The organism is Microbacterium sp. Leaf203, from assembly GCF_001421275.1.
Lineage (GTDB): Bacteria > Actinomycetota > Actinomycetes > Actinomycetales > Microbacteriaceae > Microbacterium > Microbacterium testaceum_A.
Genome location: NZ_LMKF01000022.1, coordinates 638,198 through 653,473, shown reverse-complemented (window position 1 = coordinate 653,473; position 15,276 = coordinate 638,198). Strand labels below are relative to the sequence as shown.

The following is a 15,276-nucleotide window of genomic DNA, read 5'->3' as shown; positions in this document are numbered from 1 at the left end:
GACGAGACTGCATCTCGCTGACATCCTCGCCGCCGGATGACGCAGGGTTGTCGGCGAGATGCAGTCTCGCGGTGCTGCGGCGGGGCGTCGAGGCCGGCGCCGCGCTCAGGACGCGTCGCCCGCGATCTCGCGCGAGGTCGCGAGTCGGCTTCGTGCGAGCCGCACACGGCACCCACCCACCCGGCGCGACGTAGCCTGGAGGGGTGAGCCTCCCCTTCGACGTCGCCGCCGTGCGCGCCGACTTCCCGATCCTCGAGACCGAGATCGACGGTCGCCCCCTCGTGTACCTCGACTCCGGAGCGACGAGCCAGAAGCCTCGTGCCGTGCTCGACGCCGAACGTGAGTTCCTCGAGCGGGCGAACTCCGCCGTGCACCGCGGTGCCCACACCCTCGCGGCCGAGGCCACCGAGCTGTTCGAAGACGCGCGCGTCACGGTCGCCGAGTACGTGGGCGCCGAGCCCGAGCAGCTCGTCTGGACAAGCGGCGCGACGGCCGGTCTCAACCTCGTGGCGGGTTCGCTCGGCTACGCCGGGCGCCTCCGCGCGGGCGACGAGATCGTCGTGACCGAGGCCGAGCACCACGCGAACCTCATCCCCTGGCAGGAGCTCGCCGCCCGCACCGGGGCGCGCCTGCGCCACATCCCCGTGCTCGACGACGGCATGCTCGACCTGCACGCCGCAGCCGACCTCATCGGCGAGCGCACCAAGGTCGTCGCCTTCCCGCACGTGTCGAACGTGCTCGGCATCGTGAACCCCGTCGCGAAGCTCGTCACCCTCGCCCGCGGCGTGGGCGCGCTGACCGTGCTCGACGCGTGCCAGTCGGCACCTCATCTGCGCCTCGACCTGCCGGCATCCGGAGTCGATCTCGCCGTCTTCTCGGGCCACAAGGTCTACGGGCCCTACGGCATCGGAGCGCTCTGGGGCCGCGACGAGGTGCTCGAGTCGCTGCCGCCCTTCACCACGGGCGGGTCGATGATCACCACCGTCACGCTCGACACGGCCGAGTACCTGCCGCCGCCGCAGCGCTTCGAGCCCGGCACGCAGCCGGTGTCGCAGGCCGTCGCCCTCGCCGCCGCCGTCCGCTGGCTCGGCGAGCACGACCTCGATGCCGCGCACGCGCACGAGGCCGCGCTCGAGAAGCGCATGCGCGAGGGTCTCCGCTCGATCGACGGCATCCGTCTTCTCGGAGACACGGATGCCGCGGAGCGCGTCGCTCTGCAGGCCTTCGAGGTGCAGGGTGTGCACGCGCACGACGTGGGCCAGTTCCTCGACTCGCGCGGCGTCGCCGTGCGCGTCGGACACCACTGCGCACAGCCCCTGCACCGCCGCTTCGGGATGACGGCGTCGGTGCGCGCGAGCGCCGCGATCCACACCACGGAGGACGAGATCGACACCTTCCTCGACGCCGTCTCGGGCGTGCGCGGCTTCTTCGGTGCCGGCGCATGAGCGGGCTCGAGTCGCTGTACCAGGAGCTCATCCTCGACCACGCGAAGAACCGCCGCGGCTTCGGCCTGGCCGCCCCCGGCGCGCGCAGCGCCACCGTGCACCAGCGCAACCCCATCTGCGGCGACGAGATCACCCTGCGGGTCGAGCTGTCGGACGACGGCGAGCGCGTGGCATCCGTCACCTGGGAGGGAGCGGGCTGCTCGATCTCGCAGTCGTCCGCGTCGATGCTCGTCGCCCTGCTGCAGGAAGACGGCGGCGACGAGGGCATGGCGAAGGCCGACGTTGAGGCGCTGATCGCGCAGTTCCGCCAGGCGCTACGCTCCCGCGGCAAGGTCCCCCTCGACGAGGAGACCTTCGCCGACGCCGCCGCCCTCTCCGGGGTCTCGAAGTTCACCGCGCGCGTGAAGTGCGCGATGCTCGCGTGGGTCGCCCTCGAAGAGGGACTGCGGCAGGCCTGAGCGCCTCGGCGCGCAAGCTCGGCGATACGCGCAAGCTCAGTCGGCATCCGCCGGTTCTGGCTGAAGGTGTGCGGATCGCGGAGGATACGACCGGGACGACGCGCGCTACCCTTCCGTCAGACGAATGAGAGGGCGGATGCCATGGCCACCGGCGGAGCAGGATTCAGCGACGAAGAACGCGCGGCGATGAAGCAGCGCGCCGAAGAGCTCAAGGCAATGAAGGGCCTGAAGGGCGCGGCGAAGCTCGAGAAGGAGAACGAGGCCTGCCTTGAAGCGATCGACAAGCTCGAGGGCGTCGACCGCGCGGTCGCCGAGCGCCTGCACGTCATCGTGCTCGAAGAGGCCGCGCACCTGAACCCGAAGACGTTCTACGGCTTCCCGGCGTACGCGAAGGACGGCAAGGTCGTCGTCTTCTACCAGCCGGCGTCGAAGTTCAAGACGCGCTACGGCACGGTGAGCTTCGACGACAGCGCGCAGCTCGACGACGGCCCCATGTGGCCGGTGTCGTTCGCGGTCGTCGAGGTGACGGACGCGGTCGAGCAGCGCATTCGCGAGGCCGTGCGCCGGGCGGCGCCCGCCGCCTGAGCGCGATGGCGCCCGCTGCTCGCCCGCATCGACCCCGCCGCTGCGCACAGCTCCTGCACAACCCGCGCGAAAGCGATGTTCCGGCTTGCGCAGGGCGTCAGGTGCAGGAGTTATGCATCGCACGTGCCCGGAACCCAGAGCGACGCTCCGACCACGAGTGGGCCCCCCGCTCCGCGCGCGCCACCCGCCCCCTCACCCGAGGACGACCCGCTCCATCCGCCGGAAGCTCTGCTCCATCCCCTCGACCATCCCCGTGGCGAGCACGGCGTCGCGGGTCTCGGCATCCGGATACTCGATCAGCAGGGTGACCAGCGTCGCCCCGTCTTCTTCGTAGAGAGACAGGTCGTTGATCGTCGAGGGGTAGTCGGTGCCGGTCATGTGCTCGGTCTGCACCATGCGGCGCGGCTCGTCGAGCAGCAGGATCTCGCCGTCGAATCCGAAGGGCTCCCCCTCGGTGCCGGGTTCGGGCTCCCACGCGATGCGGTACGCGCCGCCCTCGCGCCGGTCGACCTCGCGGTGGGTCATGCGCCACCCGTCGGGCCCGAGCATCCACTGCCGCATGAGTTCGGGGTCGACGTGGGCCCGCCAGACGAGCTCGCGCGGCCCGTCGATGAGCCGCGTGATGCGCACGTGCTGGTTGTCGAGGATCTCGAGCTGCGTGCCCTTGCCCTGCGCAAACTCCCGTAGCCCCTGCAGCACGGCGTCGAGCTGGTTGATGGCGAGGGTCGACCCCTCGACGGCGCCCATGGCGAGCACCGTTTCGAGACCCTCGAGGGAGTCGAAGTACGTCACGTTCGTCAGCCGCGAGCCGCCCTCGGTCTCGTCGAACGCGAAGGTCATGCGCATCGCGGGCATGCCGGGGATCGCCTCGCCGTCCTCGTCGACGAACGAGTCGACGACCTCGAAGCCGCGCGGAGCGTCGATGCCGAGGAACTCCCAGCTCCCGCGTGCGATCTCGCCGCTCGCGCTGGCCATCGAGTATCGGGCGCGACCGCCGACCTCGAAGGCGAACGATGCGAACGTCGCCGGCCATCCGGGGGGACCCCAGAAGCGTTCGAGCTGCCGCGGGTCGGTGAAGACCGTCCATAACCGTTCGGCGCCCACGGGGAAGTCGGCGACCAGGGTCATGGTGAGCGCTTCGGCGTCGCTCTCGACGGATGTGACGGGCATGACGGCTCCTTCGTCGGTTCAGTTCTCGGTGGGTTCGGAGGGCGGGAGGGATGCCGGCACCCCGGCGTCTTCGAGCAGGATCGCGTCGAGTCGGTCGATGCGTCCCCGCCAGAGCTCTTCGTACGAGCGCAGCAGGTCCTGCGCCCGGGCGAGCGCGGTGGGGTCGGCGGACACGAGTCGCACCCTCCCCTCCGCGCGTTTGGTGATGAGCCGCGCGTCGGCGAGCACGGCGATGTGTTTCGACACGGCGGCGAACGACATCGCGTAGGCCGCGGCGAGCTGCGTCACCGACTGCTCGGAGACGAGCGTGCGCCGCACGATGTCGCGACGGGTCGCGTCGGCGAGGGCGTGGAAGACCCGGTCGATGTCGGCGTCGCTTTGTTGTTCAACCATTTGGTTGCACGTTAGCGCGGAGGGCCGTGGCCCGCAAGGGCGTCAGCCGCGCAACGCCTGCAACAACGCGCCGACCGGGTGGTCGCTCTCGATCGGATGACGCAGCGGCAGGTCTTCGACGCACTCGTAGCGGTTGCGTCGACCCTCCTTCTCGCGCTTGAGATAGCCGGCATCGACGAGATCGGCCAGGATGCCGTGCGCCGTGCGCTCGGTGATGCCCACGGCATCCGCGATCTCGCGGACGCGGGCCCCGGGGTCGCGGGAGACGTAGATGAACACGTGGGCGTGATTCGTGAGGAACGTCCAGGTGGTCATCGCCACAGCATAGTGACCCGAGGTACCGGAATCCAAGTACCGGTTATTTGTTACCTGCGTTTTGACACACGCAATTTGTTGCATGTAACGTGCTGCGCATGTCCCTTCTCGCCCCGCTCACGATCGCCGCACTGCTCGCCGCGGTCGTCGCCGCCCTCCTCCCGGATGTCGCGCGTCGGCGCACCCCGGGCTCTCTCGCCGTGTGGCCCGCCGGCGCCGCCACGGTCGTCGCCACGATCGGTCTGGCCGCGGCCCTCGCCGCCGACGACGACGTGGCCGGTGCCGCGCTGTCGCTGCTCGTGGTCGCCCTCACCGTGGTCGTGCAGTCCTACGCCAGCCGCAACCTGCGCGGCGACCCGCGTTCGCGCAGCTTCTTCGCGTTGTCGTCGCTCGCGGCCGTCGGGACGACCACCGCCATCGCGGCCGGAGACGTCGTCTTCCTCGCCGCGGGGTGGACGCTCGGCACGGTCAGCATGATCGCGCTGATCGGCACGGGCGGCGCAGGTCCGCAGACCCGCGTCGCCGTCTCGCGGAGCGCGGTGGCCCTGCTGCTCGGAGACGCGGCGCTCTGGACGGCCGTCATCATCGCGGTCGCCTCGACCGGATCGGCGTCGCTGGCAGCTCTCGGGAGCGTCGACGCGATCTCGGCGGCGGTGGTGAGCGCGCTCGTCGCCCTCGCGGCGGTCGCCCGCGCCGGCGCCTTCCCCCTCCACGGGTGGCTCCCCGCCACCGCGGCCACGACCACTCCCGTGTCCGCCCTGCTGCACGCGGGCTTCGTGAACGCCGGCGCCCTGCTTTTCCTCCGTTACGCGGCCGTCCCCTCCGTCGTCGGCCCCTGGATCGTGGCCGCCGCCGGTGCGATCACGATGATCGTCGCGGGCCTCGCGATGCTCACGCGCCCCGACGTGAAGGGCCGCCTCGTGCAGTCCACGGCCGCGCAGATGGGCTTCCTGCTCCTGGCCTGCGGTCTCGGCGCCTTCGGCGTCGCCCTGGTCCACGCGATCGGTCACGCGCTCTACAAGGCGAGCCTCTTCCTCGGCGCCGGCTCCGCGGTCGAGCACGCGCTGAAGGCGCGGGGCGTCGCGCATCCGGCTCGGTCGACCGCGGGAGCGATCGTGGGCGCGGTGATCGTTCTCCTGACCGGGGTCGCGGCGATCGCGGCATCCGGCGCGTGGGAGCACAGCGCGGCAGTACTCCTGCTCTTCGCCGGGGCCACCGCGGTGGTCGCCGGGGCGCGGATCGGCGCAAGCTCCCGGTCGGTCGCCGCGCGCGCGGCCCAGCTCGCGGGCCTGGCCGCCCTCACGGCCGCCTACCTCGCGGTGGTCTTCCCTGCGGCCGAGGCCCTCGCGCCGGTCACGGCGGCAGACCCGGTCCCCGCCCTGTTCGCGGTGGCCGTCTTCGTCCTCGCCGCCGCATCGGGCCTGGCCGCCCGCGGCTCCGGTCCCCTCGCGGATCGACTGTTCGCCTCCGCCTTCTCGTGGGGCCGACCGCCCCTCCCTCCGACCGCATCCCGCATCGACACGCCCTGGACCCCGGCACCCGCCGACGGCCCCCTCGAGTACCGGAGATTCTGATGACCACCCCCGCCTCCCCTCCCTCTCCCGCCGTCATCCGGGGCTGGATCGCCGCCGCCGGCCGCGCCATCTCGCCCCACTTCCCCCTCGAGACCTTCATCGCCCGCAACCCCGTCGCCGGGTACGAGAACCTCGACTGGGAAGAGGCGATCGGACTGATCACCCGGGATCACGGCATCCTGCTCTCCCTTCCGGAACAGCGCTTCCGCGACCTGTACGCGCAGGGGCGGATCAGCCCCGCCGACCTGCAGGCGGCCCTGCGGTTCACCGTGCCCGAGGCGGGCGCCCCGCGCTCTCTCGACATCGGCGGCACGCGCGTCACCGTGGGCGAGATCCTCGGCCACGACCTGCTCGTCGCTCCCCCGCTGACTGCGGCCGCGCCCGAACCCACCCCCGCCGCACGGCTGTCGCCGCGGATCCACGCGCGCATCGACGACCTCACCGCACGTTGGATCGCCGCATCGCTCGGGAACGCCCCGTGGTCGCCGACGAACGACGAGAGCATGTGGGTGGCGTGGCGGCGCCTGACCGCGTTCGACCCGACCCTGTCGCGGAAGGTGCGCAGCGGCATCCGGCATTCCTCCGACGACCCGGCCGCGGCCATCGGCGACGCGCTCGCCCGGTGGGAGCTCGACGGGCCGGCCGCGGAATCGTTCCTCCGCGCCCACGTGCTCGCGTTGCCGGGGTGGGCGGCGCTCGTCCGACACACGGCCGCGAGCGGCGTCGATATGACCTCGCTCGTCGCGTTCCGTGCGACGCTCGAACGGCTCCTGCTGCCCGCCGACGTCGCCCTGCCGGCAGCGTCCCCGACCGAGAAGGGCCCGACCGATGACGCCGCGCGGATCGGCACGGTCGCCCTCGCCCTCGGCGTCGACCCCGCCGACGCGGCGGTGCGGACCGCCCTTCGCCCCGTCCTCTCGCTGATCAACCCGGCCGCGCGCCTCGCCGTCTGGCAGGAGGCGTACGAGCGGGGAATCGCGCGCGAGCTCGCCCCCGCGACCGCCCCGGTAATCCGCGCGAGCAGGGCGCCGCAGCGGCCACTCGCGCAGGCCGTCTTCTGCATCGATACGCGGTCCGAGAGCTTCCGCCGGCACCTCGAGGCCGCCGGAGCCGTCGAGACCCTCGGTTTCGCGGGATTCTTCGCGGCGCCCATCTCGTTCCGGCCCGCCGACGGGTCGGCCGAGGTCGCCTCGTGCCCGGTGCTGCTCACGCCCCGCGTGGCGATCACCGAGTCGTCCGTGGAGCGCGACGCGATCGCGCGCTGGAAGCGGCAGCACGAGACGAGCGTGGAGCGGGATGCCACCATCGATTCCCTCAAAGAGTCCGCCGTGGCCCCCTACGCCTTCGCCGAGACCGCCGGGTGGGTGCTGGGCGCGGTGAGCGCCGCGCGAACGCTCGCGCCGGAGGGCTGGCGGGCGATGGTGTCGCGCATGCGGCCCAGCAAGCCGTCCACGCACGTCGATGCGAACGTCGTCTTCACGCTCGATGAGCGTGTGCTGTACGCCGAGACCGCGCTGCGCATGATGGGCCTGGTCGAGGGATTCGCCCCGATCGTGCTGCTGTGCGGGCACGGCGCCACCGTCGCCAACAACCCCTTCGCATCGTCGTTGCAGTGCGGCGCGTGCGGCGGCCACGAGGGCGAACCGAACGCGCGGGCGGCGGCGATGATCTTCAACGACCCCGAGACGCGCGACGCCCTCGCCGGACGGGGCATCTCGATCCCCGCCGACACGCTTTTCGTCGCGGCGCAGATGGACACCGTCACCGACGAGGTCACCCTGCTCGAGCCCTGGGCCATTCCGGCGACGCACGAGACCGTCGCGCTCGAGGTGACCCGGCTGCTCGAGACCGCGCGTGCGGCGAACGCCGCCGAGCGCAGCGCGAGCCTGCCCGGGTCGGGAGGGCGGCACGGCGCCGTCCGCGACACCGAGCGCCGGTCCGCGGACTGGGCCGAGTCGTACGCGGAGTGGGGTCTCGTGGGTAACGCCGCGTTCATCGTGGGTCCGCGCTCGATCACCGCGGGCACTGACCTCGGTCGCCGCGCCTTCCTGCACAGCTACGACGCCGCGGCCGACCCCGACGGCGCGGGCCTCGAGACGATCCTCACCGCGCCGATGATCGTGGCGCAGTGGATCAACGCGCAGTACTCGGCCTCGACCGTCGCCCCCGACCGGTTCGGCGCCGGCCCCAAGCCCCTGCACAACGTGGTCGGCACCGTCGGCGTGCTGTCGGGCTACGGCGGCGACCTGCGGCTCGGCCTGCCCTGGCAGTCGGTGGGCGTCGGCCGCGCGAGTCGGCACGAACCGATCCGGCTGCAGGTGTTCGTCGAGGCCCCGCTCGCGCGGGTGAACGACATCATCGACGCCTCCGAGGCCGTCCGCACCCTGGTCGCCAACCGGTGGATCACCCTCCGCGTCCGCGAGCACGACAGCGCCCGCTGGATGCGGTGGGGCCGCTACGGCTGGCAGGCCGACGACCTGGACACCCCCACCCCCACCGGCATCCCCGCCGCCACCGAAGAATCCACCACGAAGAAGATCCGCTGATGAGCCTGTCCGAACTGACCCCGATGACCAAGATCGAGGTGGTCGTCGCGAGCGACGACGTCGCCGAGGTGTCCGCCCTCATGCAATCGCTCGGCGCGCGCGGGTACACCGCGATCACCGGCGTGGCCGGGGTGGGCCACCACGGACCCCGCGGCGGCCGCCTGCTCTTCAACGACCACGACACCCTGACTCTTCTCGTCACGGTCGTGGCGCCCGAGAAGGCCGATGCGATCATCGCCGGCATCCGTCCGGTCCTCGACCACGCCTCGGGCGTGATGTTCGTCTCGCCGACCTCGGTCAGCCGCGCGGACTACTTCGCCTGATGCGCACCGCGACGAGTCACCGGGGGGCGCCGTACGCCGGCGAGACGATCGCCGTTGGCACCCTGCACGGCAAGGAGTCCGCGTTCGCCCCGGCCTTCGCCCGATGGCTCGACGCGGGCGTCATCCCGACGGTCCAGCTCGACACAGACTCCCTCGGCACGTTCACCCGAGACGTGCCGAGGGCGGGCACCGCCGAGCACGCGGCCACGGCTAAGGCCCGGGGGGCGGCGCTCGAGTTGGGGACGGCCACCGGTCTGGCCACCGAAGCGTCGTACGCCCCGGCGCTGGGCGGCTTCGGACCCATGATGCACGAGGAGCTCGCCGTCTTCATCGACCTCGAGCGCGGCATCCGCGTACGTCACGGCATCCGCCAGTACACGCACGTCGCCCCGGCCCGCACCGTGCGCACGTCGGCAGAAGCGCGGCGCTACCTCGCCCGCGCCGGATTTCCGCACCACGGCGTCGTCGCCCGCACCGCCGACGGCGTGCAGAAGGGCATCCAGGATGCCGCGGTCCTCGACGCCCTGCTGCGCCGCGGCCCCGTCGAGCTCGAGCCCGACCTCCGCGCGCACATGAACCCGACCCGGCGGCGAGTCCTCCGCCGCCTGTCGTGGCTGCTCGCCGCCCGACTCACCCAGCTGTGCCCGGGGTGCGGGTGTCCGGGCTTCGGAGCGGTGGGCGTGGTGCGCGGTCTCCCGTGCGCAGCGTGCGGCAACGCGACCTCGCAGGTGCGTCTCGACGTCGACGGCTGCCCCGCCTGCGACGAGCAGCGCGAGCGCCCGCGGCCCGAGCGGCAGGCCGACCCGGCGACGTGTGACGCCTGCAATCCGTAGCGGATGTCGCGAGGCCGGCGGGAGGGGAAAGGGATGCAGCGCGGTTGTGTCGCCGTCTCAGCCGACCGTGACGCGTCGGCCTCAGCCGGGACGGGACCCCCCCTAGCCGGCTTCTCCCGTGGAGGCGGGACGGGTGATTTACGGGCGGCGTCGGGGTGAAAAAACCCCTGAAGTCCGCTTCGGCAGGGCAAGCTGGCGACTGCTCACGGACCGTCACCGAGGGGGGTAGTCATGTCGACGTTCTGCGTGGAACCCGAAGCACTGCGCGTCGCGGCGGCACAGCTGAGGGGCGCTCGGCAGGCTGAGCCGCCGCCACGGTGGCCGACGCTGCCGAATTTCGGGGAGCAGGTCCTCCAGGCTGCCGCCCGAGCCTTCGCTCAGAATGTCGCCGCGGTGTGGTCAGCCCGAGCGGAAGAGTTCGACGAACTTGTGGAGCGATTGCGGGCGTCTGCCGACGCCTACGAACAAGCGGATCTCGACGGGGTTCCTCGATGACGGAACTCGGCTCGACGCACGACCCCGTCGCATTGATTCCAGGCTCGCCCGATGGCATCGCAGATGCGGCGGTGGCGTGGCGCGCTGCCGGTCAGAGCGCCTCGCGGCTCAGCGAGTCCGTGTTCGGGGTCTCCCCCGCGGACTCTTGGACGGGGTCGTCAGCGGAAGCGTTCGAGCACCGCCGGACGACCATCGCCGACAGCTGGTCTGCGATGGGGGAAGCACTCTTTCTGAGCGCCGCGGCGTGCGATGCCTACGAGGCCACGCTGCGGTGGGCGCAAGAACAGGCGGCCGAGGCGATACGTCTCTGGAACGAGGGCCAGGCCTCCACGCGGAACGCGCAGATGGCTCATCGCGAGCAGGAGAGAAGTGCGGGCGGGCTGTCCATCGTGCCGACCTTCGTCGACCCGGGCGACGCCGCTCGGATCGCAGCCGCCGAGGTCTTGGAGACGGCGCGCGCGGCGGTGGAAGAGGCCGCGTCCGGAGCAGTGACGCAGCTACGCGTCGCCAACGAGGCGATTGTTGAGAGCGTTCTCCGGAGATTCTCGGCGACCGGGGGAGGAGCGCTGGCGCTCATCGATCAGGCTCCCGGAGCCGCATCTGACCGACTTGCGATGTCGGTCCTCGCACGCTTGTCGCACTCTGATGACGACGAGGTCGCGCAACTCTTGCAGGTGCACCCGGAATGGATCTCCCTGCTCAAAGATCATCAACCGGCCCCCGAGGTAATCGCCACGTGGTGGAGCGAGCTAGATCCAGCTGTGCAGCATGTTTTGCTGTCCTCAGCTCCCGGAATACTGGGCTCGCTGGGCGGCCTTCCTCCCGCGGTTCGGGTGGCCGCGAACAGAGCCAATGCGGCCGCGCGAATGGATGTTATCGACAGCGCGCTCGAGTCTCCCGACATCGCCAGCAGCGACCGCGCGACCTTGGAACGCGAGCGCCAATACCTCGAAGACGCCGTCAACGGTCAAGTGCAGCTATACCTGTACGACCCTGAGGGCCGAGCCGTCATCGAGATGGTCGGCCAGCTCACGGACACGACGGCAGCGACTGTGTCATATGTCCCCGGAACTTTCACCACGATGGACAGCTTCTATGGGGAGCAAGTGCAACCGGTCGCCCGGTGGCTGAATCGACATAATCCGAACATCGTGGCATTCGTGTGGAAAGAGGGAACATTCCCTGGGGAGGTCGGCAACTCGCCCTATGGGTCGGGAGTCCTCATCGAAGTTCCTGCTGCGACCGGGTTCATGGAGGCGAACGATCCGAAGCTCGCGGATGCGCAGGCCGAGCTGCTCGCCGGTTTCGAGAAGGAGATGAGGGCCTCCGACCCGCGACTTTCCGGCGCTGAACAGATCGGTATGGGTCACTCGTGGGGGCTCGTCCCGATCACCGGGTCCGAAACTGACGGTATTTACTACGATCAAGTGCACTCGTTGGCCGGTGCCGGAATGCCTCCGGGCTGGGCACCCGCTCCCGGCACTGCCTACAGTCACTGGGGCTATACGGACGCGCTGAGTATGGCGCAGCAGCTGGGCGTGGTGTGGGATGGGCAGAACCCGAATACGAGCGCCGCATTCGACTCCCATGTGTACGCGAGAGAAGGGGACTTCGAGGTGCCGATCGGAGACCCGGAGGTCCCGCAAGTGTACGGAATGGGAACAGAACAGCCGGCGTTCCGCGGCTCCCTCTCGCCGGTGGAGAATCACAATCTCATCGCGAGCGATCGTGAAGAAAACCAGCAGGCCCTCGAAGACATCCTCCGAAAGGTGAATCAGTGAAGCGAGGACTCTGCCCGGTGCTCGTGGCCACTGCCCTCATCGGAGCGCTCGGTGGCTGCTCGACGACGACGAATGGGGGCACGGTGGACGAAACCTTGGACGTGTACGGTGCGAAGGCGGTTGCACAGTCGATGGAGGACGAGTTGGCCGGCTACGTTCCTGCCGGCAGCGTGTCTGCAGTGGAGCAGCTTGACAAAGGCATCCTGCTGAATTGCGGCGCTGACGGCGTGTACCAATGGACGGGACACAACTACCTGCCCCTTTCTCGTCCGGTCGACGTGCAGCAGTTGGTGCAAGAGATAGCGCAGACGTACGCAAATAGAGCACCTTTTGCGGCGCGAGTCGAGATGACGCAGGACGGTGTACCTCGGGCACGGGTGGTCGGGCCAGCGGGCTCTTCGTATTCGCTCACCCTCAGCGTTGATCGCTCCCGCATCGAGATCTTCTCCTTCTCGCCGTGCTTCCGGTTGCCCGATGACATGAGCCGGCGCGGGCTGTACTGAACGAGGAGGACGCACATGCAGATCAAGCTCGATCCCGCGAAACACGTCGCGTTCCTCGACGAGATCAACATGAGCATCTCGGCCATAGACGGTGAATTGGACCGCCTCGATGCTTCCGTGAAGACGCTGCAGTCGGCCTGGTCCGGAGAAGCGCGCGACGCCTATCGCGTCGCGCAATCGGAGTGGTCCCGTTCGATGCGCGAGCTTCGTGCGTTCCTCGATCATGCACGCGAGGGGGCAGCGGACGCGGGACGTAAGCTGCGGGCCGCCGACGAGGGTGTTCGAGGACTCTGGGGCTGACGCCTCAGCCAGAAGGCCCCGAAAGACGCGCTTCGAAAGGTGATTCAGTGAGACGAGGACGCAGCCCCCTGATCCTGACTCTGGTCCTCATCGGCGCGCTCAGCGGGTGCGCGACAGCGGCGAGCGGAGCCGCGGTGGACGAGACCTTGGACGTCCACGGCGCGAAGGCGGTCGCGCAGTCGATGGAGAACGAGCTAGCGAGCTACGTCCCCGCGAGCAGCGTGGCCTCGACAGAGCAACTCGACAAGGGCATCCTCTTAAGCTGCGGCGCTGATGGCATCTATCAATGGACCGGACACAATTACCTGACGCTTTCCAGCCCGGTCGACGACAAGAAGGTCGTGGACGAGGTGGTGGCAGGATTCGCTGACAGGCCGCCCTTCTCGGCGCTGGCAGACACGACACACGACGGCGCACCCTCCGCGCTCGTCGTGGGGGCTGCAGGCTCGTCTTATTCGCTCACCCTCAGCGTCGATCGCTCCCGCATCGAGATCTTGTCCTTCTCGCCGTGCTTCCGACTGCCCGATGACATGAGCCCGTTCGCAGATTATTGAGTGGGCATGGTTCTAGGAGGCTCTGCGACGAAGCCCTCAGCCTCGGCACCCTCGCTCCACCCGGCCCCGAGGACCACACACTGACGGCCGCGCAGAGCGCCCACCGGCAGGATCAACCCCCAGATGTCACAGGTGCCGCCAGTTCCCCTCGTCATCCGCGGTGACGAGCACCAGGAAGTCGACGACGAGCTGGGCGACCGCACCCGTCTCGTCGAGCCCCCAGTACACCGGGTACTGACCGTCGCCGTATCCGGATTCCGCGACGATCCCCACGTCGCGGGAACCGAGCGCGACCTCCTGCACGCTCGGGGACGGCGCGTACATGTACTCCGTGAACGCCGCCGCCTTGGCCCGGCGGCTCATCGTCGCGTACGCGGGCAGGTCGACGATGCAGGCGGAGCCGGCGTCGACACCGAAGAAGTGTCCCGGGCCGGACGGCAGATCGGCGGGATGCCAGGTCACCGGCATCCGTTCGCTGAAGCGCACCCGCAGGGCGGCGTTGCGACCGAACCCGGTCAGCCGCTCGACGGGGTACGACCCCGGGGCCACGCTGCGGGCGAGGGGGCGCGCGCCGTCGTTGTCGTAGCCGAAGTCGAGCACCGCGAGCACTCCCGATGAGGTGACGAGTGTTCCCGCCGGCGAGACGCGCACCTCCGATGATTCCTGGCTGCGCCGGTGAACGACCGTGCGCTCGGTGAAGTTGCGGACCTCGTCGAGGCCGCGCTGCTCGTCGGGCACGTCGTCGAGGCGAGCGTCCGGCATCGCGTCGGCGGCGAAGGCGCGTGCCTGCTCCGCACCCGAGAACGGGGTCCGCGGATCGTCGAAGTGCTGCTCGATCGCGGTGATCCTCCACCCGCGCCCGTCGCGCTCGAGAACGTATTCGTGCTTCTTGCGCGTCTGCGATTCGAAGACCTCGGTCAGCACGAACGCGCGGTCGCCCTCGACCTCCGACCGCACGATCCGTTCGACGGCCACCCCGTACGGCGGCGGCGTCCCGAACGACGAGTCCAGGCGAACGCGGTCTCCCGCGACGTGATCCCGCGTCAGAGGAATCGTGAGATCCCGCCACTCGGCGAACGCATCACGCCTCGTGGCACGGTCCTCGAAAGCGGGCGCCGCCCGCCGCCACTGCGCGTCGTAATCCTCGAGGAAACGCTGCACGCGCTTCTCGGCCGCCTTCGCCCCGCGATCGCCCCACATGCCGCCAGCCTAGGTCGCCGCGAGGGCCTCGAACGGTCCGTCCGGCAACACGACCCAGCCCTCGCGTCGGGCGACGGGGAGCTTCTCGGATGCCGGGCGCGCGAACGACCCGAGAGCTCCGGCGCGCGTGGCGAGAGCGGCGATCACGGCGTCGAAAGCGTCGGCCTTCGCGATGGCGAGGTCGTCGAACCCGCCGAGTTCGAGCCACGGCGCGCGCCGGGTCAGTGCGTCGAGCAGGACGGCCCGGCGGGTGGCATCCACTCGGTATCCGCTCGTGTCGAAGCCCCACAGGCGCAGCGACCCACCGGGGTAGACCTCGAACAGGCGCCCCTCGGCGGCGCGGTCGACGGGGAATCCCGCTGCGGCCAGGCGGCGCAGCAGACCCGCGCCACGCAGAGCGGTGACCCCCAACCGGTCGGTCGAGACGCTCAGCGGCCAGCGGCCGATGCGCTCCCGCACGACGTGGTCGGTGTGGCGGTAGACGAGCGTGCGACGCCAGTCGGCTCCCCCGTCGACCGGCCCGAGCCGCGGGTCGACATCGGCGTGGTGGGCCTGCACGAAATCGACGAACGCGTCGGGCCAGCCGAGCGGACAGTCCACCCCGAGCCACGTCTCGCCTGCCGAGACGGATGCCACGATGTCGGCATCCTGGATCCCGATCTCGAGCCGCATCAGCCGAGCGGAGGCGTCCGCCCAGTCGACCTCGGCGAGGGCGGTGCCGGGGGCTCCGGCGGCGAGGTCGACTCCGACGGTTCTCATCCCGTCGAGCCTAGGCGCCGTGGCAGACCGCGCGGCCCGTCA

Annotated in this window: 16 protein-coding genes; 11 read left to right on the top strand and 5 right to left on the bottom strand. The window is 70.4% G+C overall.

The window, feature by feature from the left end; translation table 11 throughout:
* Positions 1 to 203 precede the first annotated feature (203 nt).
* The 3 genes from ASE56_RS04280 to ASE56_RS04270 all read left to right on the top strand — a co-directional run bounded on the left by ASE56_RS04280 (position 204) and on the right by ASE56_RS04270 (position 2,488).
* Complete coding sequence (locus tag ASE56_RS04280) at positions 204 to 1,445, top strand: aminotransferase class V-fold PLP-dependent enzyme (protein WP_056225370.1); 1,242 nt, start codon at positions 204 to 206, stop codon at positions 1,443 to 1,445.
* The gene (gene sufU / locus ASE56_RS04275; RefSeq protein ID WP_056225367.1) at positions 1,442 to 1,903 is read left to right on the top strand and encodes a Fe-S cluster assembly sulfur transfer protein SufU; all 462 of its coding nucleotides are present in this window, start codon (positions 1,442 to 1,444) and stop codon (positions 1,901 to 1,903) included. The genes ASE56_RS04280 and sufU overlap by 4 nt, the downstream gene beginning before the upstream one ends.
* A gap of 141 nt (positions 1,904 to 2,044) precedes the next feature.
* Entirely contained in the window at positions 2,045 to 2,488 is a 444-nt protein-coding gene (locus ASE56_RS04270) for a hypothetical protein (protein ID WP_056225365.1), read from the top strand.
* A gap of 192 nt (positions 2,489 to 2,680) precedes the next feature.
* Here ASE56_RS04270 and ASE56_RS04265 read toward each other — a convergent pair whose 3' ends face one another.
* The 3 genes from ASE56_RS04265 to ASE56_RS04255 are packed head-to-tail and all read right to left on the bottom strand — an operon-like array spanning position 2,681 to position 4,366.
* On the bottom strand, positions 2,681 to 3,658 hold the full coding sequence (locus tag ASE56_RS04265; protein WP_056225363.1) for an SRPBCC family protein: 978 nt from the start codon (positions 3,656 to 3,658) through the stop codon (positions 2,681 to 2,683).
* Between the two features lie 18 nt (positions 3,659 to 3,676).
* On the bottom strand, positions 3,677 to 4,051 hold the full coding sequence (locus ASE56_RS04260) for a helix-turn-helix transcriptional regulator (RefSeq protein ID WP_056225361.1): 375 nt from the start codon (positions 4,049 to 4,051) through the stop codon (positions 3,677 to 3,679).
* Positions 4,052 to 4,093: 42 nt separating this feature from the next.
* Positions 4,094 to 4,366, bottom strand: a complete 273-nt coding sequence (locus ASE56_RS04255; RefSeq protein ID WP_056225357.1) for a winged helix-turn-helix domain-containing protein — start codon at positions 4,364 to 4,366, stop codon at positions 4,094 to 4,096.
* A 98-nt stretch (positions 4,367 to 4,464) separates the two neighbouring features.
* On the opposite strand from ASE56_RS04255, the gene ASE56_RS04250 reads away from it, so the two are divergent.
* From ASE56_RS04250 to ASE56_RS04215, 8 genes are all read left to right on the top strand, one after another.
* Entirely contained in the window at positions 4,465 to 5,940 is a 1,476-nt protein-coding gene (locus tag ASE56_RS04250; protein ID WP_156371603.1) for a proton-conducting transporter membrane subunit, read from the top strand.
* Complete coding sequence (locus ASE56_RS04245) at positions 5,940 to 8,486, top strand: DUF2309 domain-containing protein (protein ID WP_056225352.1); 2,547 nt, start codon at positions 5,940 to 5,942, stop codon at positions 8,484 to 8,486. The genes ASE56_RS04250 and ASE56_RS04245 overlap by 1 nt, the downstream gene beginning before the upstream one ends.
* A complete protein-coding gene (locus tag ASE56_RS04240; protein ID WP_056225349.1) occupies positions 8,486 to 8,809 on the top strand; it encodes a transcriptional regulator in 324 nt (107 codons plus the stop codon). Before ASE56_RS04245 ends, ASE56_RS04240 begins: the two co-directional genes overlap by 1 nt.
* Positions 8,809 to 9,642, top strand: a complete 834-nt coding sequence (locus tag ASE56_RS04235) for a DUF6671 family protein (protein ID WP_056225346.1) — start codon at positions 8,809 to 8,811, stop codon at positions 9,640 to 9,642. Before ASE56_RS04240 ends, ASE56_RS04235 begins: the two co-directional genes overlap by 1 nt.
* 491 nt (positions 9,643 to 10,133) lie before the next feature.
* Entirely contained in the window at positions 10,134 to 11,918 is a 1,785-nt protein-coding gene (locus ASE56_RS04230) for a putative T7SS-secreted protein (RefSeq protein ID WP_056225344.1), read from the top strand.
* An 83-nt stretch (positions 11,919 to 12,001) separates the two neighbouring features.
* Positions 12,002 to 12,421: a hypothetical protein gene (locus ASE56_RS04225; RefSeq protein WP_162234484.1), complete on the top strand. Its 420-nt coding sequence runs from the start codon at positions 12,002 to 12,004 to the stop codon at positions 12,419 to 12,421.
* A 15-nt stretch (positions 12,422 to 12,436) separates the two neighbouring features.
* Positions 12,437 to 12,721: a WXG100 family type VII secretion target gene (locus ASE56_RS04220; RefSeq protein ID WP_056225339.1), complete on the top strand. Its 285-nt coding sequence runs from the start codon at positions 12,437 to 12,439 to the stop codon at positions 12,719 to 12,721.
* 134 nt (positions 12,722 to 12,855) lie between these two features.
* Positions 12,856 to 13,275, top strand: coding sequence for a hypothetical protein (locus ASE56_RS04215; protein WP_156371601.1), 420 nt, complete (start codon positions 12,856 to 12,858; stop codon positions 13,273 to 13,275).
* Positions 13,276 to 13,401: 126 nt separating this feature from the next.
* Here ASE56_RS04215 and ASE56_RS04210 read toward each other — a convergent pair whose 3' ends face one another.
* Both ASE56_RS04210 and ASE56_RS04205 read right to left on the bottom strand, forming a co-directional pair.
* Positions 13,402 to 14,475: a DUF4241 domain-containing protein gene (locus tag ASE56_RS04210; protein ID WP_056225334.1), complete on the bottom strand. Its 1,074-nt coding sequence runs from the start codon at positions 14,473 to 14,475 to the stop codon at positions 13,402 to 13,404.
* 9 nt (positions 14,476 to 14,484) lie between these two features.
* Entirely contained in the window at positions 14,485 to 15,234 is a 750-nt protein-coding gene (locus ASE56_RS04205; RefSeq protein WP_056225331.1) for a DUF429 domain-containing protein, read from the bottom strand.
* Between the last annotated feature and the right edge of the window lie 42 nt (positions 15,235 to 15,276).

Bases quoted from the DNA above. Each gene is read 5' to 3' on its own strand.
- ASE56_RS04250 (WP_156371603.1), top strand. From the start codon at position 4,465: ATGTCCCTTCTCGCCCCGCTCACGATCGCCGCACTGCTCGCCGCGGTC.
- ASE56_RS04220 (WP_056225339.1), top strand. From the start codon at position 12,437: ATGCAGATCAAGCTCGATCCCGCGAAACACGTCGCGTTCCTCGACGAG.
- ASE56_RS04270 (WP_056225365.1), top strand. From the start codon at position 2,045: ATGGCCACCGGCGGAGCAGGATTCAGCGACGAAGAACGCGCGGCGATG.
- ASE56_RS04255 (WP_056225357.1), bottom strand. From the start codon at position 4,366: ATGACCACCTGGACGTTCCTCACGAATCACGCCCACGTGTTCATCTAC.
- sufU (WP_056225367.1), top strand. From the start codon at position 1,442: ATGAGCGGGCTCGAGTCGCTGTACCAGGAGCTCATCCTCGACCACGCG.
- ASE56_RS04210 (WP_056225334.1), bottom strand. From the start codon at position 14,475: ATGTGGGGCGATCGCGGGGCGAAGGCGGCCGAGAAGCGCGTGCAGCGT.
- ASE56_RS04205 (WP_056225331.1), bottom strand. From the start codon at position 15,234: ATGAGAACCGTCGGAGTCGACCTCGCCGCCGGAGCCCCCGGCACCGCC.
- ASE56_RS04235 (WP_056225346.1), top strand. From the start codon at position 8,809: ATGCGCACCGCGACGAGTCACCGGGGGGCGCCGTACGCCGGCGAGACG.
- ASE56_RS04245 (WP_056225352.1), top strand. From the start codon at position 5,940: ATGACCACCCCCGCCTCCCCTCCCTCTCCCGCCGTCATCCGGGGCTGG.
- ASE56_RS04260 (WP_056225361.1), bottom strand. From the start codon at position 4,051: ATGGTTGAACAACAAAGCGACGCCGACATCGACCGGGTCTTCCACGCC.
- ASE56_RS04230 (WP_056225344.1), top strand. From the start codon at position 10,134: ATGACGGAACTCGGCTCGACGCACGACCCCGTCGCATTGATTCCAGGC.
- ASE56_RS04265 (WP_056225363.1), bottom strand. From the start codon at position 3,658: ATGCCCGTCACATCCGTCGAGAGCGACGCCGAAGCGCTCACCATGACC.
- ASE56_RS04240 (WP_056225349.1), top strand. From the start codon at position 8,486: ATGAGCCTGTCCGAACTGACCCCGATGACCAAGATCGAGGTGGTCGTC.